The 24,371-nt window shown below is 56.1% G+C and carries 25 protein-coding genes; 9 read left to right on the top strand and 16 right to left on the bottom strand.

Annotation, left to right across the window (positions count from 1 at the left end; all coding sequences use genetic code 11):
- Positions 1–14 precede the first annotated feature (14 nt).
- Together fucO and rhaM are read left to right on the top strand one after the other, a co-directional pair.
- A complete protein-coding gene (gene fucO / locus ACOQH0_RS22700) occupies positions 15–1,163 on the top strand; it encodes a lactaldehyde reductase (protein WP_421511246.1) in 1,149 nt (382 codons plus the stop codon).
- Entirely contained in the window at positions 1,160–1,474 is a 315-nt protein-coding gene (gene rhaM / locus ACOQH0_RS22705) for an L-rhamnose mutarotase (protein ID WP_421511247.1), read from the top strand. Before fucO ends, rhaM begins: the two co-directional genes overlap by 4 nt.
- Here rhaM and ACOQH0_RS22710 read toward each other — a convergent pair.
- The 4 genes from ACOQH0_RS22710 to ACOQH0_RS22725 all read right to left on the bottom strand — a co-directional run bounded on the left by ACOQH0_RS22710 (position 1,462) and on the right by ACOQH0_RS22725 (position 6,573).
- Positions 1,462–2,739, bottom strand: a complete 1,278-nt coding sequence (locus ACOQH0_RS22710) for an MFS transporter (protein WP_421511248.1) — start codon at positions 2,737–2,739, stop codon at positions 1,462–1,464. The genes rhaM and ACOQH0_RS22710 overlap by 13 nt on opposite strands.
- Before the next feature lie 44 nt (positions 2,740–2,783).
- Entirely contained in the window at positions 2,784–4,907 is a 2,124-nt protein-coding gene (locus tag ACOQH0_RS22715; protein ID WP_421511249.1) for an alpha-galactosidase, read from the bottom strand.
- A gap of 104 nt (positions 4,908–5,011) precedes the next feature.
- Positions 5,012–6,007 (bottom strand): LacI family DNA-binding transcriptional regulator, encoded by a 996-nt coding sequence (locus tag ACOQH0_RS22720; protein WP_421511250.1) that lies wholly within the window; start codon positions 6,005–6,007, stop codon positions 5,012–5,014.
- A 17-nt stretch (positions 6,008–6,024) separates the two neighbouring features.
- Complete coding sequence (locus ACOQH0_RS22725) at positions 6,025–6,573, bottom strand: helix-turn-helix domain-containing protein (RefSeq protein ID WP_010436871.1); 549 nt, start codon at positions 6,571–6,573, stop codon at positions 6,025–6,027.
- A gap of 104 nt (positions 6,574–6,677) precedes the next feature.
- On the opposite strand from ACOQH0_RS22725, the gene ACOQH0_RS22730 reads away from it, so the two are divergent.
- Both ACOQH0_RS22730 and ACOQH0_RS22735 read left to right on the top strand, forming a co-directional pair.
- Entirely contained in the window at positions 6,678–7,337 is a 660-nt protein-coding gene (locus tag ACOQH0_RS22730; RefSeq protein ID WP_010436869.1) for an AzlC family ABC transporter permease, read from the top strand.
- Positions 7,337–7,660: an AzlD domain-containing protein gene (locus ACOQH0_RS22735; protein WP_421511251.1), complete on the top strand. Its 324-nt coding sequence runs from the start codon at positions 7,337–7,339 to the stop codon at positions 7,658–7,660. Before ACOQH0_RS22730 ends, ACOQH0_RS22735 begins: the two co-directional genes overlap by 1 nt.
- A 39-nt stretch (positions 7,661–7,699) precedes the next feature.
- Here ACOQH0_RS22735 and ACOQH0_RS22740 read toward each other — a convergent pair whose 3' ends face one another.
- From ACOQH0_RS22740 to fdhD, 6 genes are all read right to left on the bottom strand, one after another.
- The gene (locus ACOQH0_RS22740) at positions 7,700–8,290 is read right to left on the bottom strand and encodes a hypothetical protein (RefSeq protein ID WP_421511252.1); all 591 of its coding nucleotides are present in this window, start codon (positions 8,288–8,290) and stop codon (positions 7,700–7,702) included.
- Positions 8,281–10,710, bottom strand: a complete 2,430-nt coding sequence (locus ACOQH0_RS22745) for a fimbrial biogenesis outer membrane usher protein (protein ID WP_421511253.1) — start codon at positions 10,708–10,710, stop codon at positions 8,281–8,283. The genes ACOQH0_RS22740 and ACOQH0_RS22745 overlap by 10 nt, the downstream gene beginning before the upstream one ends.
- 20 nt (positions 10,711–10,730) lie before the next feature.
- The gene (locus tag ACOQH0_RS22750) at positions 10,731–11,414 is read right to left on the bottom strand and encodes a fimbria/pilus chaperone family protein (protein WP_421511254.1); all 684 of its coding nucleotides are present in this window, start codon (positions 11,412–11,414) and stop codon (positions 10,731–10,733) included.
- A gap of 75 nt (positions 11,415–11,489) precedes the next feature.
- Positions 11,490–12,185, bottom strand: a complete 696-nt coding sequence (locus tag ACOQH0_RS22755; RefSeq protein ID WP_421511255.1) for a DUF1120 domain-containing protein — start codon at positions 12,183–12,185, stop codon at positions 11,490–11,492.
- A gap of 405 nt (positions 12,186–12,590) precedes the next feature.
- Positions 12,591–12,803 (bottom strand): DUF1471 domain-containing protein, encoded by a 213-nt coding sequence (locus ACOQH0_RS22760; RefSeq protein ID WP_047360318.1) that lies wholly within the window; start codon positions 12,801–12,803, stop codon positions 12,591–12,593.
- Between the two features lie 114 nt (positions 12,804–12,917).
- Positions 12,918–13,754: a formate dehydrogenase accessory sulfurtransferase FdhD gene (fdhD, locus tag ACOQH0_RS22765; RefSeq protein WP_421511256.1), complete on the bottom strand. Its 837-nt coding sequence runs from the start codon at positions 13,752–13,754 to the stop codon at positions 12,918–12,920.
- Between the two features lie 373 nt (positions 13,755–14,127).
- On the opposite strand from fdhD, the gene fdnG reads away from it, so the two are divergent.
- From fdnG to fdhE, 4 genes are read left to right on the top strand one after another with little or no spacing between them, the layout of a single operon-like run.
- Positions 14,128–17,178 (top strand): formate dehydrogenase-N subunit alpha, encoded by a 3,051-nt coding sequence (gene fdnG, locus ACOQH0_RS22770; protein ID WP_148400120.1) that lies wholly within the window; start codon positions 14,128–14,130, stop codon positions 17,176–17,178.
- Between the two features lie 12 nt (positions 17,179–17,190).
- A complete protein-coding gene (fdxH, locus tag ACOQH0_RS22775) occupies positions 17,191–18,093 on the top strand; it encodes a formate dehydrogenase subunit beta (protein WP_010436855.1) in 903 nt (300 codons plus the stop codon).
- Positions 18,090–18,725 (top strand): formate dehydrogenase cytochrome b556 subunit, encoded by a 636-nt coding sequence (fdoI, locus tag ACOQH0_RS22780; RefSeq protein ID WP_010436852.1) that lies wholly within the window; start codon positions 18,090–18,092, stop codon positions 18,723–18,725. Before fdxH ends, fdoI begins: the two co-directional genes overlap by 4 nt.
- Positions 18,722–19,651, top strand: coding sequence for a formate dehydrogenase accessory protein FdhE (fdhE, locus tag ACOQH0_RS22785; RefSeq protein WP_010436850.1), 930 nt, complete (start codon positions 18,722–18,724; stop codon positions 19,649–19,651). Before fdoI ends, fdhE begins: the two co-directional genes overlap by 4 nt.
- Positions 19,652–19,690: 39 nt before the next feature.
- Here the strand turns inward: fdhE and ACOQH0_RS22790 are convergent, their stop codons facing one another.
- Together ACOQH0_RS22790 and ACOQH0_RS22795 are read right to left on the bottom strand one after the other, a co-directional pair.
- A complete protein-coding gene (locus ACOQH0_RS22790) occupies positions 19,691–20,062 on the bottom strand; it encodes a type II toxin-antitoxin system VapC family toxin (RefSeq protein WP_237845167.1) in 372 nt (123 codons plus the stop codon).
- A gap of 2 nt (positions 20,063–20,064) precedes the next feature.
- Positions 20,065–20,307, bottom strand: coding sequence for a ribbon-helix-helix protein, CopG family (locus ACOQH0_RS22795; protein ID WP_010436846.1), 243 nt, complete (start codon positions 20,305–20,307; stop codon positions 20,065–20,067).
- 199 nt (positions 20,308–20,506) lie between these two features.
- Between ACOQH0_RS22795 and ACOQH0_RS22800 the strand changes: the two genes are divergently transcribed.
- Positions 20,507–21,424, top strand: coding sequence for an alpha/beta hydrolase (locus tag ACOQH0_RS22800; protein ID WP_421511257.1), 918 nt, complete (start codon positions 20,507–20,509; stop codon positions 21,422–21,424).
- Between the two features lie 12 nt (positions 21,425–21,436).
- On the opposite strand, the gene fabY is transcribed toward ACOQH0_RS22800, so the two are convergent.
- The 4 genes from fabY to yihX are packed head-to-tail and all read right to left on the bottom strand — an operon-like array spanning position 21,437 to position 24,331.
- Complete coding sequence (gene fabY, locus ACOQH0_RS22805; protein WP_010436842.1) at positions 21,437–22,378, bottom strand: fatty acid biosynthesis protein FabY; 942 nt, start codon at positions 22,376–22,378, stop codon at positions 21,437–21,439.
- Between the two features lie 44 nt (positions 22,379–22,422).
- Positions 22,423–22,860, bottom strand: a complete 438-nt coding sequence (gene dtd / locus ACOQH0_RS22810) for a D-aminoacyl-tRNA deacylase (RefSeq protein ID WP_108417975.1) — start codon at positions 22,858–22,860, stop codon at positions 22,423–22,425.
- The gene (locus ACOQH0_RS22815; RefSeq protein ID WP_010436837.1) at positions 22,857–23,738 is read right to left on the bottom strand and encodes a virulence factor BrkB family protein; all 882 of its coding nucleotides are present in this window, start codon (positions 23,736–23,738) and stop codon (positions 22,857–22,859) included. The genes dtd and ACOQH0_RS22815 overlap by 4 nt, the downstream gene beginning before the upstream one ends.
- Positions 23,732–24,331, bottom strand: a complete 600-nt coding sequence (gene yihX, locus ACOQH0_RS22820) for a glucose-1-phosphatase (protein ID WP_010436834.1) — start codon at positions 24,329–24,331, stop codon at positions 23,732–23,734. The genes ACOQH0_RS22815 and yihX overlap by 7 nt, the downstream gene beginning before the upstream one ends.
- Positions 24,332–24,371 lie beyond the last annotated feature (40 nt).

Below are 24,371 nucleotides of genomic sequence, written 5' to 3' on the forward strand. Positions count from 1 at the left end.
TAAGGAGAATTATCATGAGCTTTATGTTGGCGCTTCCAAAAATCAGCCTGCACGGCGCGGGCGCAATCGGCGATATGGTCAACCTGGTGGCGAGCAAGCAGTGGGGAAAGGCGCTGGTTGTCACCGACGGTCAGCTGGTAAAACTCGGCCTGCTCGACAGCCTGTTTAACGCGCTGGACGCCCATCAGATGTCGTATCACCTGTTCGATGAAGTGTTCCCGAACCCGACGGAGGCGCTGGTGCAGAAAGGCTATGCGGCATATCAGGACGCGGAGTGTGATTACGTGATTGCCTTCGGCGGCGGCAGCCCGATTGATACCGCCAAGGCGATCAAAATCCTCACCGCCAATCCCGGTCCGTCAACCGATTACTCCGGCGTCGGCAAAGTGAAAAACGCGGGCGTGCCGCTGGTGGCGATCAACACCACCGCAGGCACGGCGGCGGAGATGACCAGCAACGCGGTGATCATCGACTCCGCGCGGCAGGTGAAAGAGGTGATCATCGATCCGAACATCATCCCGGATATCGCCGTGGACGATGCCAGCGTGATGCTCGATATTCCCGCCTCCGTGACCGCTGCGACCGGTATGGATGCGCTAACTCACGCCATCGAAGCCTACGTGTCCGTCGGCGCGCACCCGCTCACAGATGCCAACGCGCTGGAAGCGATTCGCCTGATCAACCTGTGGCTGCCGAAAGCGGTCGAGGACGGTCATCACCTTGAAGCGCGTGAGCAGATGGCGTTTGGTCAGTATCTGGCGGGCATGGCGTTTAACAGTGCGGGCCTTGGCCTTGTGCATGCTTTGGCTCACCAGCCGGGCGCGACGCACAACCTGCCGCACGGCGTGTGCAACGCCATCCTGCTGCCGATCATCGAAAACTTTAACCGTCCGAACGCGGTCGTCCGCTTCGCCCGCGTGGCGCAGGCGATGGGCGTAGATACCCGCGGCATGAGTGATGACGCGGCCAGCATGTCCGCCATTCAGGCGATTCGCGACCTGAGCGCTCGCGTCGGTATCCCTGCAGGCTTCAGCCAGTTCGGAGTGACTAAAGCCGATATCGAAGGCTGGCTGGATAAAGCCCTCGCCGATCCCTGTGCGCCATGTAATCCGCGCCCCGCCAGCCGTGAGGAAGTTCGCGAGCTCTATCTGGAGGCCCTATGATCCGCAAAGCCTTTGTGATGCAGGTAAATCAGGACGCGCACGAGGAGTACGCGCGCCGCCACAACCCTATCTGGCCCGAGCTGGAAGCGGTGCTGAAAGCCCACGGCGCGCACCACTACGCCATCTATCTCGACAAAGCCCGCAACCTACTGTTTGCAACCGTGGAGATTGAATCGGAGGAGCGCTGGAACGCGGTAGCGAATACCGACGTCTGCCAGCGCTGGTGGAAGCATATGGGTGACGTTATGCCGTCTAACCCGGATAACAGCCCGGTGAGTGCGGAGCTGGAAGAGGTGTTTTACCTGGACTGATGTGTTAACGCTGCTGCCCCCGAGGCGGCAGCAATCTCCCGCCTGCCACTCAGCGTAAACGCCGACACCACCGTAATCGCCAGCACGAAGCAGCCCAGCATCAGGTACGTATCCTGGAAGCCGATCCGGTCATACATATTCCCGGCAAAGGCGGAGAGAAAAATCGCCGCCGACTGTTTGGCAAACTGGAAGCCAATCAGGTAGATGGTGGCCGAAAGCCGCGTATCAAACACGCCCGTAATGTACTTGAATGCACCCACCAGCAGGAACGGGACCTCCAGCGCGTGCAGCATCTTGAGGGCAATCACCTCCACGGCGGTGGTGGCGAACGACGAGCCGATAATGCGCGTCGCCATAATCACCCCGGCGATCAGCAGCGTGTTTTTCGCGCCGATGCGGTTAATGATCCACGGCGAGCAGAACATGATGATGGCGTTACAGATTTCCCCCGCCGTGGTGGCAAAGCCAAAGGCGCGGGTGCCTTCCTGCGGCGTGGCGAAGAAGGTTTTAAAGAAGGTGGCAAACTGCTGGTCGAAAACGTCATACACGCAGGCCACGCCAATCACGTACAGAATGAACATCCACATTCTGCGCTGGCGGAACAGGTTGAACACGGTTTTGGCAGTGATCTGCGGCTGGTTTGCGCCCAGGGCGTTCATTACCTGCGCCGTCTGGTTGGGCTTCGGCTTCGCAACGACCAGCAGCAGCATCAGCAACAGCGCTGCTCCCGAGCCCATCCAGAAAACGTACGACGGATCGATGCCAAAAAGGATGCCGCCCGTTGAGGCGCACAGCCCCCAGCCGAGACAGCCGAACATGCGCGCCTTGCCGTATTCGAAGAAGCTGTTGCGGCTCACGCGCTCGATGTAGGCCTCAATTGCCCCCGATCCCGCCGAGAAGACAAAGCCGATATACAGCCCGCCGCTCAGCGCGCCCAGCCAGATATTGGTTTTCAGCAGCGGCGCGAAGACGTACAGGAAGAATGGCGCGAACAGGAACAGCAGCACCGCGATGATCCACAGCAGGTGTTTTTTCAGCCCAAGCTTGTCCGAAATTACGCCCAGCACCGGCTGGAAGGCGATGGCCGACAGCGAGATGCAGGAGAAGACAATCCCGGTATGGGTTTTATTCAGGCCGATGATGTCCGACAGCCAGATCGGCAGGAACGGAAAGCAGGTGGCCATGATGAAGAAGTAGAGAAAGAAGAACAGCCCGAAGATCCAGAAGTTAGGGTTGTCTTTGTGGGTACAGGTTGTTGTGTTCATTATTTTTATCCTCAACGGAGGGCCGGCTGCCCGGCCCTTCAACCTTACACGCGTTCGACGCCAATCAAAATGGCGGTCTCCGGGTCCAGAATCGGCAGCGCAATACCCGCCTGCATCAGCCACTCGCCGCTCACCGTTTGCGGCGCTTCCATCCACGAAGGCAGCTTGCGCATGGTGTGTCCACCCTCACCCGTAATCTGGATGTTCGGGTGATCGAGCAGCGTGATGCGGTACTGCGCGCTAGCGTCTAACCCCGGCATGCGCAGCGGCATCATCAGGGTGTAATCCGGCATCGCAAGCTGGCTGACCATAAACAGCCCCTGCGCTTTGTCTTTGCTCACAATACCCTGTGCCAGGGTGGTAGCGTCCGGCATATCAATACGCCACTGGGTACCATGGTGGATCACTTCGCGCCACTGCTTGTGCAGCGCGGCGTAGTGCCGATAGCCTTCGCGTTCATCTTCATCGACGGTGAGCGGATCCAGCTCCAGCCCCATATGGCCAAACAGGGCCGTCAGCCCGCGAAACAGGATGCTATGCTGGCGGAAGGTGGCGTGGCATTTATGATGACCGATATGCGCGCCCATCACCTCCGGCGGGAAGAAGTAGCTCATGCCGCGCTGGATGGTGCTGCGCTCCAGGGCGTCGTTGTTGTCGGACGCCCAGAAGCGGTGGCTGCGGGTCAGCACTTCGTAATCAATACGCCCGCCGCCCGACGAGCAGGATTCAAACTCAATGTGCGGGAAGCGCTCACCCAGCACGTCCAGAAGGCGGTAAAACTCGCGGGTCTGCGCGTCGGCGGCGGCTTTACCCTTGTGTCCCGGCTGCACCAGCTCACGGTTCATGTCCCATTTCACGTAATCGACCGCGTGCTCGCCCAGCAGCCAGCTCATGCGCTCCACGAGGTAATCAAAGGCTTCCGGGATGTTCAGATTGAGCACCAGCTGATGACGCCCGGTCGCCTGATCGTAGCCCGGCAGCGCCAGCACCCAGTCAGGGTGCGCGCGGTACAAATCGGAATCCGGGTTGATCATCTCCGGCTCTACCCAGATGCCAAACTCCATGCCGAGCCGTTTGACGTGGTCGATCACCGGCGTCAGGCCGTTCGGGTATTTTTTTTCGTCCAGATACCAGTCGCCCAGCGCGGCATGGTCGTCGTTGCGGCCTTTGAACCAGCCGTCGTCGATAATAAAGCGTTCCACCCCAAGCGCCGCGGCCTCGTCGGCCATGCGCATGATGTAGTCCGGGTCGTGGTTGAAGTAAATCCCTTCCCAGGTATTGAGGTGCACCGGGCGCGGTTTGTTTTCCGGGAAGCGGATAACCTTATCGCGCAGATAGCGATGGAACTGCTGGCTCATGCCGTTTAGGCCCCGCGGGGAGTAGCTGGCATACAGGCGCGGCGTCCAAAGCGTGTCACCCTCTTCAACCGCCATCTCTCCCGACAGGTAGAGCGCTTCGGCCTGCAGGTAGCGACGACCATCGGTTTTCGCTTCCGCGCGCAGGCGATGGTTGCCGCTCCAGCCCAGATGCACGCCCCAGACGTCACCCTGCATTTCGCTAAACGACGACGTACCGGCAATCAGCGCCGGGAAGTGCTCGTGGGAGGTTTTACCCCGGCGGTTTTCAATCACGAAGCTGTCGTGTTCAAGCTTTACGCGGTGCGGCTGAAATTCTCTGATCCAGCGTCCGTGGAAGGCCATCACCTCCTGCGCGCGCTCGGCCACCGGCAGCGTGACGGCGAAACGGTCCACCTGCCACGGCAGCGCTTTCAGATTGGTCAGACCATGACGCACCACCAGCACGCCGCTGGCATCCAGCGCCAGCTCGCTGGTCAGGCGCAGACCCGCATGTTCATCTTCTGCGGTAATCGTCAGGGTGTTTAACGCCTGCTGCACCTGCGTAGTTTTGAACACCGGGGAGCCGTCCAGCCCCTGGCGATGCCCCTCAATGCCCGGCGAGCCAAACAGGCCGTGCCCCAGCTCCGCCATCAGTGTGACCGGGGAGTCGACATCCAGCCTGCCGTTCGCCACCGGGCGCGCAATGCTCAGCACATCGTGCGGCGAAAAGTGCTGAAGGTGCGGCCCCCAGTAGAGAATTTCGGCGAACGGGTGGGTTTTAACCACCACGTCTACCGTATTGCTTTCGAGTCGAAAAATGGAATCTTGCATCAGACATCTCCTGTCGTCGGGATGTCCTGAGTGTTGATCCGAAACGTTTCGGATACAAACCAAAACGTTTCGGATCTGTGATCGGGTTTGGAATTTTAGTGGGTTTAGGCCGTCTGGCCCGGAGAGAATTCAGGCTGCCAGAGCACCTGAAGCTGCTCGATATCGTCGCCGTTAATCAGCTGGCGCACCATATCGGCAATCTGTTTTCCGACGCCCTGACGGGTGGACTGAATGACCGACGCTACGTCGATATCGACAATGCTGTCCTGCGGCAGGCCGTCGTAGACCACCAGCGAGACGGCGTTGTCGCCGGATAAGCGCCCCATCTGCGCCAGCGCCATCGCCGCGCCGTCGCCGTGAGTATTGCAGTCGGTAATGATGGCCGTGGGCGGCTGCGGCAGAGCGAGAAGCTCTTTGGTGGTGGCATACCCCACGCGGCGCGACGGCGGCATGGCGCGCAGCCATTCGCTGGAAAGCCCGGCTTCTCGCAGGGCATCGAGAAAGCCCTGACGACGCTGGGTAATAAACGCCTGATTGTTGCTTTCACCGAGCAACGCGATGCGCTGATGGCCTTTCTCGATCAGCCAGCGGGTAGCCTGATGCGTACCGGCGTAGTTGTCGAAGTCAAACCACGCGTACGGCTGCGGGAGGTGGCTGCGCCCGAGCGCCAGGAAAGGAAAACTGGCGGCCTGAAGCTGCTCAAGACGCGGATCGTGGTCCAGCGTGTGCGCTACGATCAGCGCATCCACGCGGCGGCTCTGCACCATGCGCATATAGCTGTGCTTATCGGCCAAATCATCATCGGCAATCAGCAGTAAATCGATCTCATGTCGCGCCAGTTCGTGGCTAATTTCGCCGACCATGTCCATAAAAACGCTATTATTGAGCGGAACGGGATGCACGGGGAACACCAGCCCGACAGCGTCAATTTTGCCCATCTTGAGGCGGCGGGCGAAGGTGTTAGGTCGGTAGCCACGGCGCTGCGCCTCTGCTTCCACGCGGGCGCGCGTCTCGGCGGAGACGTCGTCATATCCGTTGAGTGCGCGGCTGACGGTGGTGACTGACAACCCCAGTTCTTTGGCAATGGCTTTAAGCGACATGAGTTTCCGTATCTCTGTTAGTTCTGTTCCGCCACCAGCAGCGCGTGCGTATCTGGCTCCAGCGCCTTAAAGATATGCGGCAGATCGGCGGGATAACAGATGTAATCCCCCGGGCCGAGTTCTTCCGCTGCGTCGATCAGGCCGACTAACGCGCGCCCCTGCGTCACAATAATATGTTCAACGGACCCCGGCGGATGCGGCTGGGATATACGGTCTGCGCCCGGCTGGGTGAGCAGCAGATAGATGTCGCGCCGCGCGCCCGGCGGACACGCCGCCAGCAAAATAGCTTCATAGTTAGCCTGCCCGGCAACGACCTTCGTTCCCTCTCCACGGCGGATGACCTGTGTTGTCGTCTGCTGTGGTTCCAGCAGGCGGGCGAAAGGGATATCCAGCGCCACGCAAAGCGACCACAGCGTCTCCAGGCTCGGGTTACCGTTACCGGACTCCAGTTGGGAAAGCGTGGATTTGGCGATCCCGGCACGACGGGCAATTTCCGCCAGTGAAAGCCCGGTTCGCAGGCGTTCTCGCACCAGGCTTTTGGCGATCACGCTGATTGGCTGCGTCATAAAACGGCCCTTTTTGTTCTATAAATCGAACGAATCGTTCGCCTTGAAAAACGTTTCTGTTGCGTTCATTATAATGGATACACGTTCGATATGGCTAAAATTGTATGAAGCATCATCTCTCCTGCCTGAAAGGCGACACGATCAAAGCAATCATCCTGGTTTGCCTCGCGGTGGGCGTGGTCGGGATGTCCTACGGCTCGCTGGCGATGGCCTACGGTTTCCCGCTGTGGGTGCCGTTTGTGCTCTCCCTTACCGTGCTGGCGGGCGCATCGGAATTTATGTTTATCGGCATCGTGGCGAGCGGTGGTAACCCGCTGGCCGCAGCGGCAGCCGGATTACTGGTGAACGCACGCCATGTTCCCTTTGGCGTGACGGTGCGTGAACTGGTGGGTAAGCGCGGCCTGAGCTTTTTGGGCTGCCACATCATGAACGATGAAAGCGTAGTGTTCGGCCTGTCGCAGAAAACCCCAGAACAGCGTAAAGCGGCCTACTGGCTGTGCGGTTTGGGCGTGGCAATCATCTGGCCGCTGGGCGCGCTGCTGGGTGCCATGGTCGGCAAACTGCTGCCAGACCCGGAAACCATTGGGCTGGATGCGGTATTTCCCGCCATTTTGCTGGCGTTAGTGGTGCCTGCGTTTAAAAACCGCACCACGCTAATCCGCGCCTGCAGCGGCGCAGTGCTGTCGCTGGCCGCCGTGCCGTTTGCCCCAGTGGGCCTGCCGGTGCTGCTCTCCTTACTGGGCCTTGCCGCGAGGAAAAAATAATGGAAAACATGACGGTCTTTATTCTCGGCATCGCGATCCTGTCTGCGGGAACGTATTTGATGCGCCTCGGCGGGGCAAAACTGGGCAGCAGGCTGGCATTGTCAGAGCGTTCACAGGCGCTGCTGTCAGATGCGGCAACGGTATTGCTGTTTTCGGTGGCGCTGGCGACCACATTTTATGAAGGCGAACATTTCGCCGGGATGGCGCGGGTGCTGGGCGTGGCGTTTGCGGTGTTTTTGGCCTGGCGGAAGATGCCGTTAATTGTAGTGATCGTTGCGGCGGCGGTGGTGACGGCGCTGCTGCGTCTGGCGGGAATAGAATAAAAAAGCCCGACAGCACGCGTCCGTCGGGCAAGGCGGCGTTTACTGCGCCGCGAGGGTAACGTAATTCACCGTCAGCATTTCTTCGAGTTCCGCCGTATTGCCCGTCTTAAACGCGTTATCGTTCAGATAGGTAGTCACAGAAAGCGTAACGACCAGCTGTTTGCCCGCCACTTCACTGCCGTTTACCGCCACGAGAGACATATCCGGCGGCAGCGCGACCTCCGCCGCGCCAGCGGTAATCTGCGCCGATCCGCGCGGCACGGCTGTCAGCTGCACGGCTCCACTATCCATGCGGGCCTCTTTCGCAGTGATTTTTAGCACACCGTTATCGCTGAAGCGATACGCCTTATTTCCACGAGCCGGGCCGTCCACCAGCAGACGGATCTTGCGCACGTCCGGGCAGATCACCGACACCTGGATTTCACGCTCTGGCGAGGCGTAGCCCCGGTAACTTTTTCCGCCAATTTCCGTAGTGACCTCGCGCATCGTCTCCCGACGCAGGAGGCCGTTATTGATATTCTTCACCGAAGAGACAACCTGGCATTCCTCTTCTGCCAGGACTAAGGAGGTATGGCTGAGGGTGACACAGGCAATAAGCAGTAAACACATGCGATGAATAATCAGAGACATTTTCCGTTTATCTCCTCGTAGAATTGAGTAGGGTCCGCTTCCGGCAAGGAGAAACTCAGCGTGCAACGGTCATTATCCTGCTTCACATACAGCGTCTGGCTGGCTGAAATATCATTCAGGAAGATGATGCCATCCTCCGGTGCAGAGGTGATGTACTCCCCTTTACCGTTCACAACAGAGACACCTTTCGGTAACGGCGTGCCGTCCGCGCGCGTAATGTTCAGCAGCACGCGGCGCTGGCTAAGCGTGGTGAACTTCCAGTGGGCAAACGCACCGTGGGAGGCCTTCAGCGACGCATGGCCGTTGCTGACGTCCAGGTTTCCCGGCAGGCTTTGGGTATCTATTTCAACCGTGCTTTCACTGAACGGTGTCAGGGCGGGCACAACCGCTCTGCCCCATTTGTCCGTCCAGACGTTACCGCGCGGGGTACCTATTGCCACCCCGGCAACGGGCTTGTCCAGCGCCACAACCGCATAGGTGTCTGTTACCGGATAAGGTGAGAAGGTGACGCCATCACTGTGCGCGACAATACCGCCGCTTAACGCGATCGAGGAGTTGCGGTTGCTTTCATTGTCGCCCCCTAACCCCACCGCGAGCGTGGTGTAGTGCAGGTTACTGTTCAGCGAACCATCCCAGTTAGTTACGCTGTCATCGTGATCCTGAGAGATGCCCACCGTGTAGGTGTTTTCGTCGTTAAGTGAACCCATTGCACGGGTGCCGTAAGAGGCTTTGCCCTCGTTTTCACGGTACCAGCTGTTGGTAGAAACGCCGGAGCGCCCCAAAGGCACAGAGACGTTCACATAAAACATATCGTTGTCGCTGGTGCTCTTGTCACCGCTACTGATGTCAGATTCCCAGTTTAAGCTGACGTTGAAATAGCGGTATGACTGGGACCACGACGAAATGATGCGGCGGCTGTCGTATTCGCTGTTCCAGGTCTGGTTGTTGTAATAGCTCAGAGAGAAACGCCCCAGCGTCGGATTCGACCAGCTCACGCCAACGTTGGTGTCGTATTTCGTGGTCGAGTAATCGTCGTCGTCGCTGTAGAGCTCCTGCATCTCGCGATACTTCGGCGTACCGTAGCTTCCGCCAAGAGACAGCCCGAGCCCCCACGGCAATGCATAGCCGAGATCCAGCGTGGTTTTGTTACCATCAGTTTGCGAGAGATTATCAATGGAGCCGAGTAAACCCAGCGAGGCATACATATGCTGCATCGGCACGGTGTCAATATTGGCTGAGAAACCGTAATAGTGGTTATCCGCCATCACCATGCCAGCGAGAAAGTTCATCCGGTTGTTAATGGACCAGCCGTTTGACGCGGCGACAATCCACGGCTGCGTAAAGTTTGTCTCCATGTCCTCCGCACGCCCGACGGCCAGTGAAAACCCCGGCGCACGGCCCACGTGGTTGCTACGGAAGGTGCTGGCGGCAACCGTAAAATGGCTTTCGCTGCCGTCGGTTTCTGTCACCGTGACGTTTAAATCCGTGTTCAGGTTAGCAATGGGCACATCGCTTAAGGTAAACGGCCCGGCTGGCACCAGCGTGGAGAAGATCAGTTGTCCACCCTGGCGAATATCCACGCGCGCTTGGGGGTTGCGGGCAATACCGCTAACCTCAATACCGCTGCTATAACCCGGAAGGAGAGCGTTATCCGGCATCATCTGTACGCCATAAATCCCGGGGATACTGAAGCGGCTGTTGGCGATGTTAATTTGCCCCCCCTGCACCATCACGCCGTAGTCGGTAAAGGTGCGCTGTGCGTAGGTGTAAAGCGATTCGCTCTCGAACGCCATGCCGCTGCCGTCGCTGATAAACTGCGAACTACGGACAATCCAGTCGCCGGCGTTAAAGCCAAACTCAAACGAAGACTGGAAGCGATCGGATGTATCATCATCGAAGTCGTAATGGGTGCCAAATAGGGAGTAGTTCAACATAGCCGCATGCCCGCCGCGTACGTCAGCCACCTGGCGGCCGCTTTCCGGATCGATAGCCTCTGGCGGAACAACCAGTGAAATTTCATCTACGTCTGGAGAAGTGACCACCGTTGCGTTTTTCCAGTACTGATGAATTAAGGGGCACGTTTCACGCTTGAGTTTTTTATATAATCCGGCGCCGTCCAGAAATTCGCCATCAATACAGGGAAGACCCTCTTCATTAAATTTTACGGGCATAATGCCGTGCTTTTTCCCGTTAATAAGCACAGTGACATTATGATAACCCGGCATAAATCGCGGGGCGCCGGCATAATAGTCAGCAATTGCCGGATCGAGGCCACTCTCTTTTAACGCTTCGGTATCGAATAAGGCTCTTGCCAGCTCCACAGCGGGCGCTGCCGTTGGCAGAATTTCTGCACGAATGCCGAATGCCACCGAGCTCAGGCAAAATGCCAGCACGCCTGTTTTGCAGGGGGGATTTTTCATGGCCACTCCGTCGGGTATTATTATTTTAATTCAGCAACGTAAGCACTGGTTTTATAGCCAAAGCGGGTAGCAGGGTACATTTCTACCTTGTTACTTTGCCCGGATATTTTGTTTTCTGACGTCGCGGTCATCGTCTGGCCGGGAAGAATATAGCTTTTGTCAAATTTGACCTTAATTCCGGACGGTAATAATTTTGCGTGTTGCTCCATACGCACTACATAAGGCGTATCGTTTAGTACCGTCAGGTTGCCGTTTTTCATCTGCCAGCGCAGTTCTTTCCAGGGTTCCATATTCACGTCGAGGCCTGCCGGGCGAATAATGATGGGCAGATTCTGGCTGAAAACCATTTTTACTTTATTCTGCTCTCGTTGCGGAATAGTGGAAAAAATGACGCGCTTTAGGTGTTCTGTTTTTAATTTTTCCGCGCTGTCTTTTAAGACAAAGCGGACACGCTGCGTTTTACCGGCATTTACGCGCACCACCGGTTGAGTGACAATGACACCGGGCGTGGGATCGTCCGGTAAATCGACAATGCGGGTATAGAGAAGCTGGGCGGTATCGTCGCTATTTTTCACATCCATGTTCGCTCCCCGCTCGTCTTCGTTAATTAACAGCAGTGACGTATCTGGCACCATACCGGCGGCAAATGTCTGCAACGACGAAAACAGGCAAACGCAGAGCAACGTTTTTTTAGAGAGAATCATAATATTAATCCGTTAATATTGATGGAGACTGCTCCCCGAATCTGAGGAGCAGTGAATTATCAGCAGTGCTGGTAATCAGAGGTAAACCAGCTCAACGTTGGATAAACCGTCCAGCGTCACTTCATCCGTGACGTTTAAATCGTTGGTTGGGTTAATTGTGGCCTCAATAACAACCTTAAAGTTGATCTTACTTTGTGGTGAAAGTACGCCACTAGAGCGCTCTGTACCAAATCCATAAATTTCACGATTATCACTGGTAATTTGCAGATACTCATTACCTCTATATCCCCAGCCGTTACCCCCATCTAAACTAAGCATCGGATAAAGTGTGTCACCAGCATCGTTGGTGTTAGCACCTTGAATGCGGGGTATAGCTAACGCATAGGCACCAATGTTTTTACCGTTATACGTTCCCAGCCCAAAAGCAAATTGAGGGGAGCCAGCAAAGCTATTAAATGAGATGCCTTCAGTTGGGGAAGAGGCATCACGCGCATCGGTAAATTTCACCGCAACACGCGTGTCTTCTTCACAGGTGATGGTAATTGGCACTTCTTTCTGTTCCGATAACGGTGTCACGCTAGTTGCGTTGAGTGCTGCTACTTTCATCGAACCGAAGTCAGCAATACCTCCGCCGCTTGGGAAGGAGGGGGTACAGGAGGATGGGAGGATTTTACCGGTGACCTTAATATCAATGCTTTGTGCAGCCATGGCTGTATTAACCGACATTGCTAACACCGTGGCCAGCACTCCTTTTTTGATATGCGCGTTCATTCAATTTCCTTATTAAGGTGAAATACAAAAGAAAGCCAAATGCAGGCATTTGACCAAGGGTATCGATAAACAATATTAATTACAGAAAAATACCAGCATCAATAACCTCTATCAATTGCCTGAGTCATCTTTAGGATTTACACCTGAGGAATGCCTTAACCATTGAGATCAATCATTTGGTATATGAATATAAAGAACACCGGCGACTTAAAAGCATTGAAGGAAATTATGTTATCGAAATGCTTATCAGACAATTTATTTATTAAGATTATTTAACGACGAGTAATAAAAAGGAATGAAGATAGAGAAGGGAGATAAGTTAACGCCTTTGCAAGCGAGAAGAGGAATGACTTTTGATTTACACCAGTCCCCGCTCCGAAGAGCAAGGGACAGTGGCAATACAGCTTACTTGGTCAGTTCAGCGGTCATGTGTACGCGGTTACCGGTGAATGCCTGGGTAATTTTGTACGATGATGCACCTGCTTCCTGAGCCTGTGCAGCAATTTTTGCTTCTGCACCGTCCAGCGTAGAGGCGGAAGCGGTTACTGTCTGCGCAGCGAAAGAACCGAAAGAAGCAGCCAGAGCGATTACAGCGACAAAAGTTTTGATGCTTTTCATGAGATAAACCCTTTCATTAAGTTGTTTAGGTAAGGCACCGTGCCTTGATGAGATAAATACTAGACCTCATCCCGATCAACTAAAAGCGGAAGGATTTGCTATTCTCTTTCAAAATTACTGATTAACAATTAGTCGCTGTGAGTGCGTGTAAATCGTCGCCCTTCCAGGCTTGCAGAACCCCACCAGCGTCAGGTTACAGCGTTCTGCCACTTCTACCGCCAGCGTCGTTGCCGCTGAGACCGCAAACAGAATTTCCACGCCGCACATGGCGGCTTTCTGCACCATCTCGTAGCTGGCGCGGCTGGAAACGAGCGCTGCCCCCTGCTGCCAGACGTCATTTTCACGCGCGCGGCGACCGAGCAACTTATCCAGCGCCACGTGGCGGCCCACGTCTTCGTGACCACCGATAATGTCACCCGATGGCAGAACCCACGCCGCCGCGTGCGTACAGCCGCTCAGCTGACCGATGGGCTGTACATCGTTGAGGTGTTCCAGTGCCTTATCGAGGTTGGCGAGGTTAAACGTCTGGGTAAACGGCAGTGGCGTAACGGGCTTGCCGATATCGTTGAGCTGCTCAACACCACACACGCCGCAGCCGGTGCGTCCGGCCAGCGCGCGCCGACGCTCTTTTAACCCCATAAAGCGGCGGCTGGAAAGCTCGATTTGCACTTCAAGGCCGTTACACGCCTTCACCACGTCCATGCCGTAGATCTCCTGCGGATGGTCGATGATGCCTTCCGAGAGGGAAAAACCGATGGCGAACAGCTCAAGATCTTTCGGCGAAGCCATCATCACCACGTGCGAGATACCGTTGTAAACGAGCGCAACGGGCACCTCTTCCGCCAGAAAATCGGGCGTGGCATGGGTAATGTGGGGCGGTCTGTGTACCACCCGTTCCACAACGCCCGCAGGCAGTGGTGACGGGTGGGTAGCACGGTTTTGTTTAGACACGACGGTATTCCTGAACAACCACGGAGGTGAGCCTGCTATTGCATCACAAACAACAGGGCTTACGCATAGTATGGATCAACTTTTCAGCATCAAGTTTACCTACTCACTTGTGAGAGGTGCAACAAAACGCATGCTACACCCCTTTAACATGCGGGGTTAATAATGTGATTGATATCACACTTTATAGTCAACAGGGTGATAATACGTTCACTTTGTTTTAACGCCATTGGAACAGTCGTACCGACATTGTGGTATTCTGATGATATCCCTCGTGGAATTGAGGGATTAACGCAAATTTTTCTCCTTTGCGGTCAATTCTCAACCGCGAAGTTAAAACTACATATGTAAGCAATGTCGAAACAAGGAGTGACCCATGCAGGTCAGCAGAAGGCAGTTCTTTAAGATCTGCGCTGGCGGTATGGCAGGCACCACGGCAGCGGCACTGGGCTTTGCGCCCGGCGTAGCGCTGGCGGAAACGCGGCAGTATAAACTGCTGCGCACCCGTGAAACCCGTAACACCTGTACGTACTGCTCTGTCGGTTGCGGGCTGTTGATGTATAGCCTCGGCGACGGTGCTAAAAACGCCAAAGCGTCTATTTTCCATATCGAAGGCGACCCGGATCATCCGGTCAACCGCGGCGCATTGTGCCCCAAAGGGGCCGGCCTGGTGGACTTTATCCACTCCGAAAGCCGCCTCAAATTCCCAGAATACCGCGCGCCTGGCTCCGACAAATGGCAGCAAATCAGCTGGGAAGAGGCGTTCGACCGCATCGCAAAACATATTAAAGAAGACCGCGATGCCAACTTTGTTGAGAAGAACGCCGACGGCGTCACGGTCAACCGCTGGCTCTCCACCGGGATGCTGTGTGCCTCTGCTTCCAGCAACGAAACCGGTTATTTAACCCAGAAATTTACGCGCGCACTCGGTATGCTCGCGGTCGACAACCAGGCGCGTGTCTGACACGGACCAACGGTAGCAAGTCTTGCTCCAACATTTGGTCGCGGTGCGATGACCAACCACTGGGTCGACATCAAGAACGCCAACCTCATTGTGGTGATGGGCGGTAACGCCGCTGAAGCGCACCCTGTCGGGTTCCGCTGGGCGATGGAAGCCAAAATCCACAACGGTGCGAAACTGATTGTGATCGATCCCCGCTTTACGCGTACTGCGTCAGTGGCGGATTTCTACACCCCTATTCGTTCAGGTACTGACATCACTTTCCTGTCAGGCGTATTGCTGTACCTGATGACCAACGAAAAATATAACCGCGAATACACCGAAGCCTATACCAACGCCAGCCTGATCGTGCGTGAGGATTACCACTTCGAAGATGGCCTGTTCAGCGGTTACGATGCCGAGAAACGCAAATACGACAAAACCAGCTGGAACTACGAGCTGGATGAGAAAGGCTTTGCGAAGCGCGACACCACCCTGCAACACCCGCGCTGCGTGTGGAACCTGCTGAAAGAGCACGTTTCCCGCTACACGCCGGAGGTTGTCGAAAACATCTGCGGTACGCCGAAGGCGGACTTCCTCAAGGTGTGCGAGCTTATCGCCGAGACCAGCGCGAAAGACAAAACCGCGTCGTTCCTGTATGCCCTCGGCTGGACGCAGCACTCCATCGGCGCGCAGAACATCCGTACCATGGCGATGGTTCAGCTCCTGCTCGGCAACATGGGGATGGCAGGCGGCGGCGTGAACGCCCTGCGCGGTCACTCCAACATTCAGGGTCTGACCGACCTCGGCCTGCTGTCTCAAAGCTTGCCGGGTTACATGAACCTGCCAAGCGAGAAGCAGACCGACCTGCAAACCTACCTGACGGCCAGCACGCCTAAACCGCTGCTCGAAGGCCAGGTAAACTACTGGGGCAACTATCCGAAGTTCTTCGTCTCAATGATGAAAGCCTTCTTCGGCGACAAAGCGACGGCTGAAAACAGCTGGGGCTTTGACTGGCTGCCGAAGTGGGACAAAGGCTACGACGTTCTGCAGTATTTCGAGATGATGCACCAGGGCAAAGTGAACGGCTATCTGTGCCAGGGCTTTAACCCGGTTGCCTCGTTCCCGAACAAGAACAAGGTTGTTGAGTCCCTGTCGAAGCTGAAGTTCCTGGTGACGATTGACCCGCTCAATACCGAGACCTCGACCTTCTGGCAGAACCATGGTGAATCGAACGACGTCGATCCATCGAAGATTCAGACCGAAGTGTTCCGTCTGCCATCGACCTGCTTCGCGGAAGAGAACGGTTCTATCGTCAACTCCGGACGCTGGCTGCAGTGGCACTGGAAAGGCGCGGACGCCCCGGGCATCGCCATGAACGACGGCGAGATCCTGGCCGGTATCTTCTTACGCCTGCGTAAGATGTATGCGGCAGAAGGCGGCGCGAATCCGGAACCGGTGCTGAACATGAGCTGGAACTACTCGACGCCGGAAAATCCTGCGCCAGAAGAAGTGGCGATGGAGAGCAACGGTAAGGCGCTGGCGGACGTTATCGACCCGGCCACCGGTACCGTGCTGGCGAAGAAAGGCGATCAGCTCAGCACCTTCGCACACCTGCGCGATGACGGCACAACCTCCAGCGGTTGCTGGATCTTTGCCGGTAGCTGGACGCCGAAAGGCAACCAGATGGCCAACCGCGATAACGCCGACCCGTCGGGCCTCGGCAATACGCTGGGCTGGGCATGGGCGTGGCCGCTCAACCGCCGCATCCTCTATAACCGCGCATCCGCTGACCCGCAGGGTAACCCGTGGGATCCGAAGCGTCAGCTTCTGAAGTGGGACGGCGCGAAATGGGGCGGCGTGGATATTCCGGACTACAGCACTGCCGCACCGGGCAGCGACGTTGGGCCGTTTATCATGCAGCCAGAAGGGATGGGACGCCTGTTTGCTATCGATAAGATGGCGGAAGGACCGTTCCCGGAACACTATGAGCCGTTTGAGACGCCGCTGGGCACCAACCCGCTGCACCCGAACGTGGTCTCTAACCCGGCAGCCCGTATCTTTAAGGGCGATTTCGACGCGCTGGGTAAAAAAGACAAGTTCCCGTACGTGGGCACCACCTACCGTCTGACCGAGCACTTCCACTACTGGACCAAGCACGCGTTGCTTAACGCCATCGCGCAGCCGGAACAGTTTGTGGAGATCGGCGAGAAGCTGGCGGGCAAGCTCGGCATCGCCCATGGCGATACCGTGAAGGTCTCCTCTAACCGCGGCTATATCAAAGCCAAGGCGGTGGTGACCAAGCGTATTCGCACGCTGAACGTTCACGGTCAGCAGGTAGATACCATCGGTATTCCGATCCACTGGGGCTATGAGGGCGTGGCGAAGAAAGGGTTCATTGCGAACACCCTGACGCCGTTCGTCGGCGATGCGAACACGCAGACGCCGGAGTTTAAGGCCTTCCTCGTGAACGTGGAAAAGGTGTAACGGAGACGACTTATGGCTTATCAATCTCAAGACATTATCCGTCGTTCCGCGACAAACAGTTTCACGCCCGCGCCTCAGGCGCGGGACCACCAGCAGGAAGTGGCGAAGCTCATCGACGTGACCACCTGTATCGGCTGTAAAGCCTGTCAGGTGGCCTGTTCAGAGTGGAACGATCTGCGTGACGAAGTGGGTCACAACGTCGGGGTGTACGACAACCCGGCGGACCTGACCGCCAAGTCCTGGACGGTGATGCGTTTCTCGGAAGTGGAGCAGAACGACAAACTGGAATGGCTTATCCGCAAAGACGGTTGTATGCACTGTGCGGATCCGGGCTGCCTGAAGGCATGTCCGTCAGAAGGGGCTATCATTCAGTATGCTAACGGCATCGTCGACTTCCAGTCCGAGCAGTGCATCGGCTGCGGCTACTGCATCGCGGGCTGTCCGTTCGACGTACCTCGCCTGAACCCGGAAGACAACCGCGTCTACAAATGCACGCTGTGCGTTGACCGCGTCACCGTCGGCCAGGAGCCCGCGTGCGTGAAGACCTGCCCAACCGGCGCTATCCACTTTGGCTCCAAAGAGGATATGAAAACGCTGGCGGCAGAGCGCGTGGGCGAGCTGAAAACCCGTGGTTACGACAACGCGGGCCTGTACGATCCGGCCGGGGTTGGCGGTACGCACGTGATGTACGTGCTGCACCACGCCGACAAGCCGAACCTGTATCACGGCCTGCCGGAGAACCCGGAAATCAGCGCCACCGTGAAGTTCTGGAAAGGCATCTGGAAACCGCTGGCAGCGGTAGGTTTTGCTGCCACCTTCGCAGCGAGCATCTTCCACTACGTCGGCGTTGGTCCGAACCGTGCGGAAGAGGAAGACGACAACCTGCATGAAGAGAAAGACGAGGTGCGCAAATGAGAAAACGTGACACCATCGTGCGCTACACCGCGCCGGAACGCATCAACCACTGGGTCACCGCCTTCTGCTTCATGCTGGCGGCGATAAGCGGGCTGGGGTTCTTCTTCCCGTCCTTCAACTGGCTGATGCAGGTACTGGGCACGCCGCAGCTGGCGCGCATCCTTCACCCGTTTGTGGGTGTGGTGATGTTTGCCTCGTTTATCATCATGTTTTTCCGCTACTGGCACCATAACCTAATCAATCGGGATGATATCTTTTGGGCGAAGAATATTCGTAAGATCGTCGTCAACGAGGAAGTAGGTGATACCGGGCGTTATAACTTCGGCCAGAAATGCGTATTCTGGGCGGCGATTATCTTCCTGGTCCTGTTGCTGGTCAGCGGCGTGATCATCTGGCGTCCGTACTTTGCGCCTGCTTTCTCAATCCCGGTGATCCGATTCGCGCTGATGCTGCATTCATTTGCCGCAGTGGCGTTAATTGTGGTTATCATGGTGCATATCTACGCCGCCCTTTGGGTGAAAGGCACCATTACCGCGATGGTGGAAGGATGGGTAACCAGTACGTGGGCGAAGAAACATCACCCACGCTGGTACCGTGAAGTCCGCCAGAAACAGGAAAAGTCATCTGAATGAGTATTCGCATAATCCCGCAAGATGAGCTGGGGTCGAGCGAGAAACGCACGGCGGATTATATTCCGCCGTTGTTATTCCCCAGACTCAAGAACCTCTACAACCGCCGCGCAGAGCGTCTGCGCGAGCTGGCAGAGAACAACCCGCTGGGTGATTTTCTGCGCTTTGCTGCGCTGGTTGCCCACGCGCAGGAAGTGGTGCTGTACGACCACCCGCTGCAAATGGACCTGACCGCGCGCATCAAAGAAGCCAACGCGCAGGGCAAGCCGCCGCTGGACATTCACGTCCTGCCGCGCGACAAGCACTGGCAAAAGCTGCTGCATTCGCTGATTGCCGAGCTGAAGCCGGAGATGAGCGGTACCGCGCTGGCGGTTATCGAGAATCTGGAAAAAGCCTCTGACCTGGAGCTGGAAGAGATGGCGAGCGCGCTGTTTGCCTCTGACTTCTCTCTGGTCAGCAGTGATAAAGCGCCGTTTATCTGGGCCGCGCTGTCGCTCTACTGGGCGCAAATGGCAAGCCTGATCCCGGGCAAAGCCCGCGCCGAATACGGTGAAGCGCGTCAGTTCTGCCCGGTCTGCGGGTCAATGCCGGTCTCCAGCATGGTACAAATCGGTACCACTCAGGGGCTGCGCTACCTGCACTGCAACCTGTGTGAAACCGAGTGGCACGTGGTGCGCATCAAGTGCAGCAACTGCGAGCAGACCCGTGATCTGAACTACTGGTCGCTGGAAAATGAAGAAGCGGCGGTGAAAGCGGAAAGCTGCGGCGACTGCGGAACCTACCTGAAGATTCTGTATCAGGAAAAAGACCCGAAAGTCGAAGCGGTGGCCGACGATCTCGCCTCGCTGATTCTGGATGCGAAGATGGAGCAAGAGGGCTTTGCCCGCAGCTCGATTAACCCGTTCCTGTTCCCGGGTGAAGGGGAGTAATCTCCTGTGAGAGTGCCGGGCGGCGCGTGCTTGCCCGGCCTACAGCTGGTAAGGTGAAACGACCCCGGCAATGCCCGAAAAGTCTTTCGTATTGCGTGAGATTAACGGGCAACTTCTGCTCTGAGCGGTAGCCAGAATGATGGCATCGGGCAGCTTCATGCCGTGCTTCTCGCGGAGTAATACGCTTCTTTCAGCAATCTCCCGCGAGATCTCAATAATTTCAAAAGCCCCCATCACAGCCGCCGTTTTTGCTTCATGTCCGTGCTTGCGCGCGCCCACCATGACTTCCATCCACGTGATCAGGCTAATGGCTCTATGCGACGCCGTGCGATCAATGGCATCCGCCGCCTCAACGCGATTATTAAAAAGATCGATGAGAATATTGGTATCAAACACTGCCATGTGCTCCATGATTACCACTCCTCACGCAGCTTGCGTTCATACTCAAGCCCATCTTCCTGCTGGTTTCCCCACAGGCCAAGCGCATCGCGGATAACCGATGAACTCTGCTGGTCGAGATATTGCTCAATAGCTTCCCGTAGCAATTCGGCGCGGGGCCGGTTACGCAGCTGCTTCAGGTTATCCAGTCGCTGAATCACGTCATCAGACAAATCGATCAGTATTCTGCCCATATCAAGGTCCGCCAAAAGACTCATATATCACCTTAGTATATCACTCTTGTATGTTTTCAAGGCAACATACGCTTTCTTTCAGTAGGGTTAAAGTCCCTGGCAATAGTTTTCCTGCCATTTGCGAGGCACTTTCCAGATTTTAATCCGCGACAATATTCTTGTTTTCTTTTGAATCAAACCAGGCTATAAAACTGTTCATCCATACAGTAAAAAGGGTGTTTTCATGGCGCTGGAACAGGGTATTACTCAACTGGTTCAGGGGTTTATCGCTGCAGGTCGGCCCTCTTCACGTCGCCAGGGCATTGAGGTGCGACGAGCAGGTTATATTGCCAGCACGGAGCTTGCCGGGAAGACCGAAACGCGCGTTCAGGTGGAGACGCTTGTTCTTGAGGGTCTTACCATTCGGGTATTTTCACCTCTCAATGCGCCTGAAATATTGCCTGCTGCCATCTACTACCACGGCGGATGTTTTATCAGCGGCGGCTTTGATACCCATGACAACCAGCTCCGTCAGTTAGCCTGCTACGGCAATTGCCGGGTGATTGCGATTCAGTACAGGCTGGCTCCGGAGCATACCTTCCCCGCCGCACATGACGATGCTGAAAGAGGTGCGAATCTGGTCTGGCAGTATGCAGACGAATTAGGCGTGGATAAGAACCGGCTCACCCTCTGTGGAGACAGCGCAGGAGGGCATCTGGCGCTGGTAACGGCGCTGCGGCTTAAGGTTAAAGGGCTGTGGCAACCTGCGCAGCTTATTCTTATCTATCCCATGCTCGACGCCACGGCCAGTTTTGAAAGCTATACCCTCAACGGCATGGATTACGTGATTACTCGCGATACCCTGCTGAGCGGCTATGAAATATATCTGGCTGGAGCCGACCTTCAGCATCCTGAAGTGAGCCCGCTGTGGCGGGAAGACTTCAGCGGCCTGCCGGCTGTCCATATCGTTACCGCTGAATACGACCCGTTATGCGATGAGGGAGAGGCGCTGTTTCAGCGCCTCACGGAGCAAGGGGTGACGTGTACCGCTCAGCGATGGCTGGGGGTAATACATGGCTTTTTCCAGCTTGGTGGAATTAGCCAGTCAGCGCGAGACGTTATACGGGATATCGCCTGGCGGATCAGTGCCGCCCGGCGATAAAACGGGGAGAGACTACTCCTCCTCGTTCCCGCCCTCTTCATACGCGCCGTAGGGCTTCGCCGGGAGGACGATATACGTTCCTTCAAACACCGCGCCCGCCGTTTCATCGCCAAACAGCTCAACCTGCATCTGTACGCGCGCTTTGCGGCCTCGCGCCAGACGGTCAAGATCGCCACCCAGTGCACCGAGATCGGCCACCGCGCTCGGCTTGCCGCTGATGGGGGCGCTGTAGCGAATATGTGCATCAGCAAGAATAATGGTGCCGCCCAGATGACGCTCGCGCAGCATTAGCCAGATGAGCCCCCAGCCGGTCAGGGTCGCCAGCGAGAAGAGACTGCCTGCAAAAAGGGTGTGGTGCGGATTTTGGTTGCCGATCTCCGGCATGGTGGTAATAAATTTCTGCCCTGTGTACTGCTGAATGCGCACGCCCATTTTTTCACTGAGCGGGATGTGCTCATACCACGCCTGCTGCAGCTGACCGCACCAGTCCGCGCGATGCAGAATGTCATCCAGCGTGGCGATGGGTTTGATCATCAAAAAGTGGCGAATCGGCGTGGTCTGCGGGGCGGTAATTTCGCCCTGGTTAACAAAACCGAGCTTGGCAAAGAACTCGACGGCATCTTCACGGGCGCTACAGGTGACGCGCTTAACGCCTTCCTGACGGGCGACGGACTCCAGCGTCATCGCCATCAGGGTACCAAGCCCTTTATCCTGCACGGACGGGTGAACCGCCATAAAGCGAATAGAGGCTTCATTGTCGGCATTGATATACAGTCGCCCAACGGCGACGAGGTTACCCTCTTCATCCACCACCATTTGATGGTGCGCCATCGCATCCCAGGCGTCGCGTTCAGACCCTTTGGGTTGGTGTAAGGGTTTGCGCAGCATTTCCCAGCGGAAATGGTAGTAGACCTCTAACTCTTCTTCCGTTTGCGGTACTCGAAGGTGATACATAGCTGTACTCTCTCTGGTTACCCGCGGCCACGCCGCCAGTTGGCTCATACCTGGAGCCAGAATGTGACGGGGCCATCGTTCACCAGCGATACCTGCATATCTGCAGCGAATCGTCCGGTTTGCGTATTCATTTCCTGCTGACGGCAGCGCTCAACAAAGTACTCGTAAAGGGCTTCTGCGCGTTCTGGCGCAGCACCTTTAGAAAAACCAGGCCGCATGCCACGTTCGGTATCTGCGGCCAACGTAAACTGGGAAACCACCAGCACGCTTCCACCCGCCTGCTGGACGTTGAGGTTCATCTTGCCTTCCGCATCGCTAAAGATGCGGTAGCCCAGCACGCGCTCGCACAGGCGGTTGGCTTTTTGTTCGTCATCATCCTTTTCGACACCTAACAACACTAAAAGTCCTGGGCCGATTTCACCCGTCACCTCATCCTCCACGGTGACGCTGGCACGGGTTACGCGCTGTATCAATGCAATCATGGTTGGTCTGCTTCTTGTTGTTTTTCAGCTTCTGCTGCTTTTTTAAGTTCGCGGTATATTCCGAGAGTGACAGTTATTTCGGCACCAAGCAAGACGATACACCAGGTCCAGTAGACCCAGACAAACAAAATGGGGATCACCGCCAGCACGCCGTAAATCAGCTGATAAGACGGGAACATGGTGATGTAAAGCGCGAAACCTTTCTTGCCCAGCTCGAAGAGCACGGCTGCGACCAACGCTCCAACGATGGCATCACGGTTAGGTACGCGCGTCGTCGGTACCACGCTGTAAAGCAGCCAGAACGAGAGCCACGATAAAATGAGCGGGAAGATGCGCAGAACGTTATCAATCACGCTGTTTAAGTCACTCGCCCAGCGCAGAGAAAGAAGATAGGAACTGATCGCCAGACTCGCCCCCGCCAGCAGCGGACCGAGGGTCAAAATCATCCAGTACACGGCAAAGGAGTAAACCTTAGGACGGATTTTTTTACTTCGCCAGATGGTGTTGAGGGCACTGTCGATGGAATACATCAAAAGCAGCGCCGTGACGATGAGGCCGCAGGCGCCCACCGCCGTCATCTTGCTGGAGTTGGCGACAAACTGCTCAATATAGTTCTGTATGACGTCGCCGGTGGCCGGAATGAAGTTTGCAAAAACAAAATGGCGAAGCTGCAGGCTGACATCTGCAAACATCGGAAACGCGGAAAACAGGGCAAAGATGACCGCCACCAGCGGCACCAATGAGAGCAACGACACATAGGCGAGATTCCCTGCCAGCGTCGTCATGTTGTCCTCATCAATGCGGTGCCAGAGCAGCTTCAGCCATGCCCGAAGCGGCCGAGTATGGTGCGTGGCTTTTTGATGAACGGTTTTTAGCATAACTGCTTCGCAAAATAGTTCGGTATCGTCTCTTTTCCGGTCACCAGAATTGACGTGATACCTAACTGGTTAGCTCCCTCTATATTATCGGCGTTGTCGTCGAAAAAGACCGCATCAGCCGCGGAGAATCCTTCTTCCTGCAGAACCGCCTGATAAATACGCGCTTCTGGCTTGCGCATGCCCATCTCCTGGGAGAGATAAATTTTATCTGCTGCCGCGTGGATCTCCGGGTATTCATCCGGCCAAAACGTGGTATGCAGGCGGTTGGTATTTGACAGCACCACCACGCGATGCCCCTGCTCGCGCAGTTTATGCATGATGTCGGTCACTTCCGGGCGGATCGCGACAAAAACTGCCTGCCAGCCATGGGAAAACTGCTCGTAGCTTAACGGCAGATCCATTTCATGGCAGAAACGCTCTGCGAATTCTTCATCGCTGATTTCACCGCGTTCGTGCTGGTGGAATGTCTCACCCATCGCGAAATTCTGTTTTAACGTCGCCAGGGGCACACGGCTAAAATCGCTCCATGCGCCCAGCACCCGATTAAAATCGATATCGACGATTACATTTCCTAAGTCAAAGATATAAAGCATGTTTATCTCCTTTCGCCGTGGAAAAGTAACTGTAGCGGGA

This window comes from Enterobacter sp. JS8-1, from assembly GCF_049187015.1.
Taxonomy (GTDB): Bacteria; Pseudomonadota; Gammaproteobacteria; order Enterobacterales; family Enterobacteriaceae; genus Enterobacter; species Enterobacter mori.

Excerpts from the sequence above, each read along its gene's own strand:
- fucO (WP_421511246.1), top strand. The coding sequence starts at position 15 with ATGAGCTTTATGTTGGCGCTTCCAAAAATCAGCCTGCACGGCGCGGGC.
- rhaM (WP_421511247.1), top strand. The coding sequence starts at position 1,160 with ATGATCCGCAAAGCCTTTGTGATGCAGGTAAATCAGGACGCGCACGAG.
- ACOQH0_RS22710 (WP_421511248.1), bottom strand. The coding sequence starts at position 2,739 with ATGAACACAACAACCTGTACCCACAAAGACAACCCTAACTTCTGGATC.
- ACOQH0_RS22715 (WP_421511249.1), bottom strand. The coding sequence starts at position 4,907 with ATGCAAGATTCCATTTTTCGACTCGAAAGCAATACGGTAGACGTGGTG.
- ACOQH0_RS22720 (WP_421511250.1), bottom strand. The coding sequence starts at position 6,007 with ATGTCGCTTAAAGCCATTGCCAAAGAACTGGGGTTGTCAGTCACCACC.
- ACOQH0_RS22725 (WP_010436871.1), bottom strand. The coding sequence starts at position 6,573 with ATGACGCAGCCAATCAGCGTGATCGCCAAAAGCCTGGTGCGAGAACGC.
- ACOQH0_RS22730 (WP_010436869.1), top strand. The coding sequence starts at position 6,678 with ATGAAGCATCATCTCTCCTGCCTGAAAGGCGACACGATCAAAGCAATC.
- ACOQH0_RS22735 (WP_421511251.1), top strand. The coding sequence starts at position 7,337 with ATGGAAAACATGACGGTCTTTATTCTCGGCATCGCGATCCTGTCTGCG.
- ACOQH0_RS22740 (WP_421511252.1), bottom strand. The coding sequence starts at position 8,290 with ATGTCTCTGATTATTCATCGCATGTGTTTACTGCTTATTGCCTGTGTC.
- ACOQH0_RS22745 (WP_421511253.1), bottom strand. The coding sequence starts at position 10,710 with ATGAAAAATCCCCCCTGCAAAACAGGCGTGCTGGCATTTTGCCTGAGC.
- ACOQH0_RS22750 (WP_421511254.1), bottom strand. The coding sequence starts at position 11,414 with ATGATTCTCTCTAAAAAAACGTTGCTCTGCGTTTGCCTGTTTTCGTCG.
- ACOQH0_RS22755 (WP_421511255.1), bottom strand. The coding sequence starts at position 12,185 with ATGAACGCGCATATCAAAAAAGGAGTGCTGGCCACGGTGTTAGCAATG.
- ACOQH0_RS22760 (WP_047360318.1), bottom strand. The coding sequence starts at position 12,803 with ATGAAAAGCATCAAAACTTTTGTCGCTGTAATCGCTCTGGCTGCTTCT.
- fdxH (WP_010436855.1), top strand. The coding sequence starts at position 17,191 with ATGGCTTATCAATCTCAAGACATTATCCGTCGTTCCGCGACAAACAGT.
- fdoI (WP_010436852.1), top strand. The coding sequence starts at position 18,090 with ATGAGAAAACGTGACACCATCGTGCGCTACACCGCGCCGGAACGCATC.
- fdhE (WP_010436850.1), top strand. The coding sequence starts at position 18,722 with ATGAGTATTCGCATAATCCCGCAAGATGAGCTGGGGTCGAGCGAGAAA.
- ACOQH0_RS22790 (WP_237845167.1), bottom strand. The coding sequence starts at position 20,062 with ATGGAGCACATGGCAGTGTTTGATACCAATATTCTCATCGATCTTTTT.
- ACOQH0_RS22795 (WP_010436846.1), bottom strand. The coding sequence starts at position 20,307 with ATGAGTCTTTTGGCGGACCTTGATATGGGCAGAATACTGATCGATTTG.
- ACOQH0_RS22800 (WP_421511257.1), top strand. The coding sequence starts at position 20,507 with ATGGCGCTGGAACAGGGTATTACTCAACTGGTTCAGGGGTTTATCGCT.
- fabY (WP_010436842.1), bottom strand. The coding sequence starts at position 22,378 with ATGTATCACCTTCGAGTACCGCAAACGGAAGAAGAGTTAGAGGTCTAC.
- dtd (WP_108417975.1), bottom strand. The coding sequence starts at position 22,860 with ATGATTGCATTGATACAGCGCGTAACCCGTGCCAGCGTCACCGTGGAG.
- ACOQH0_RS22815 (WP_010436837.1), bottom strand. The coding sequence starts at position 23,738 with ATGCTAAAAACCGTTCATCAAAAAGCCACGCACCATACTCGGCCGCTT.
- yihX (WP_010436834.1), bottom strand. The coding sequence starts at position 24,331 with ATGCTTTATATCTTTGACTTAGGAAATGTAATCGTCGATATCGATTTT.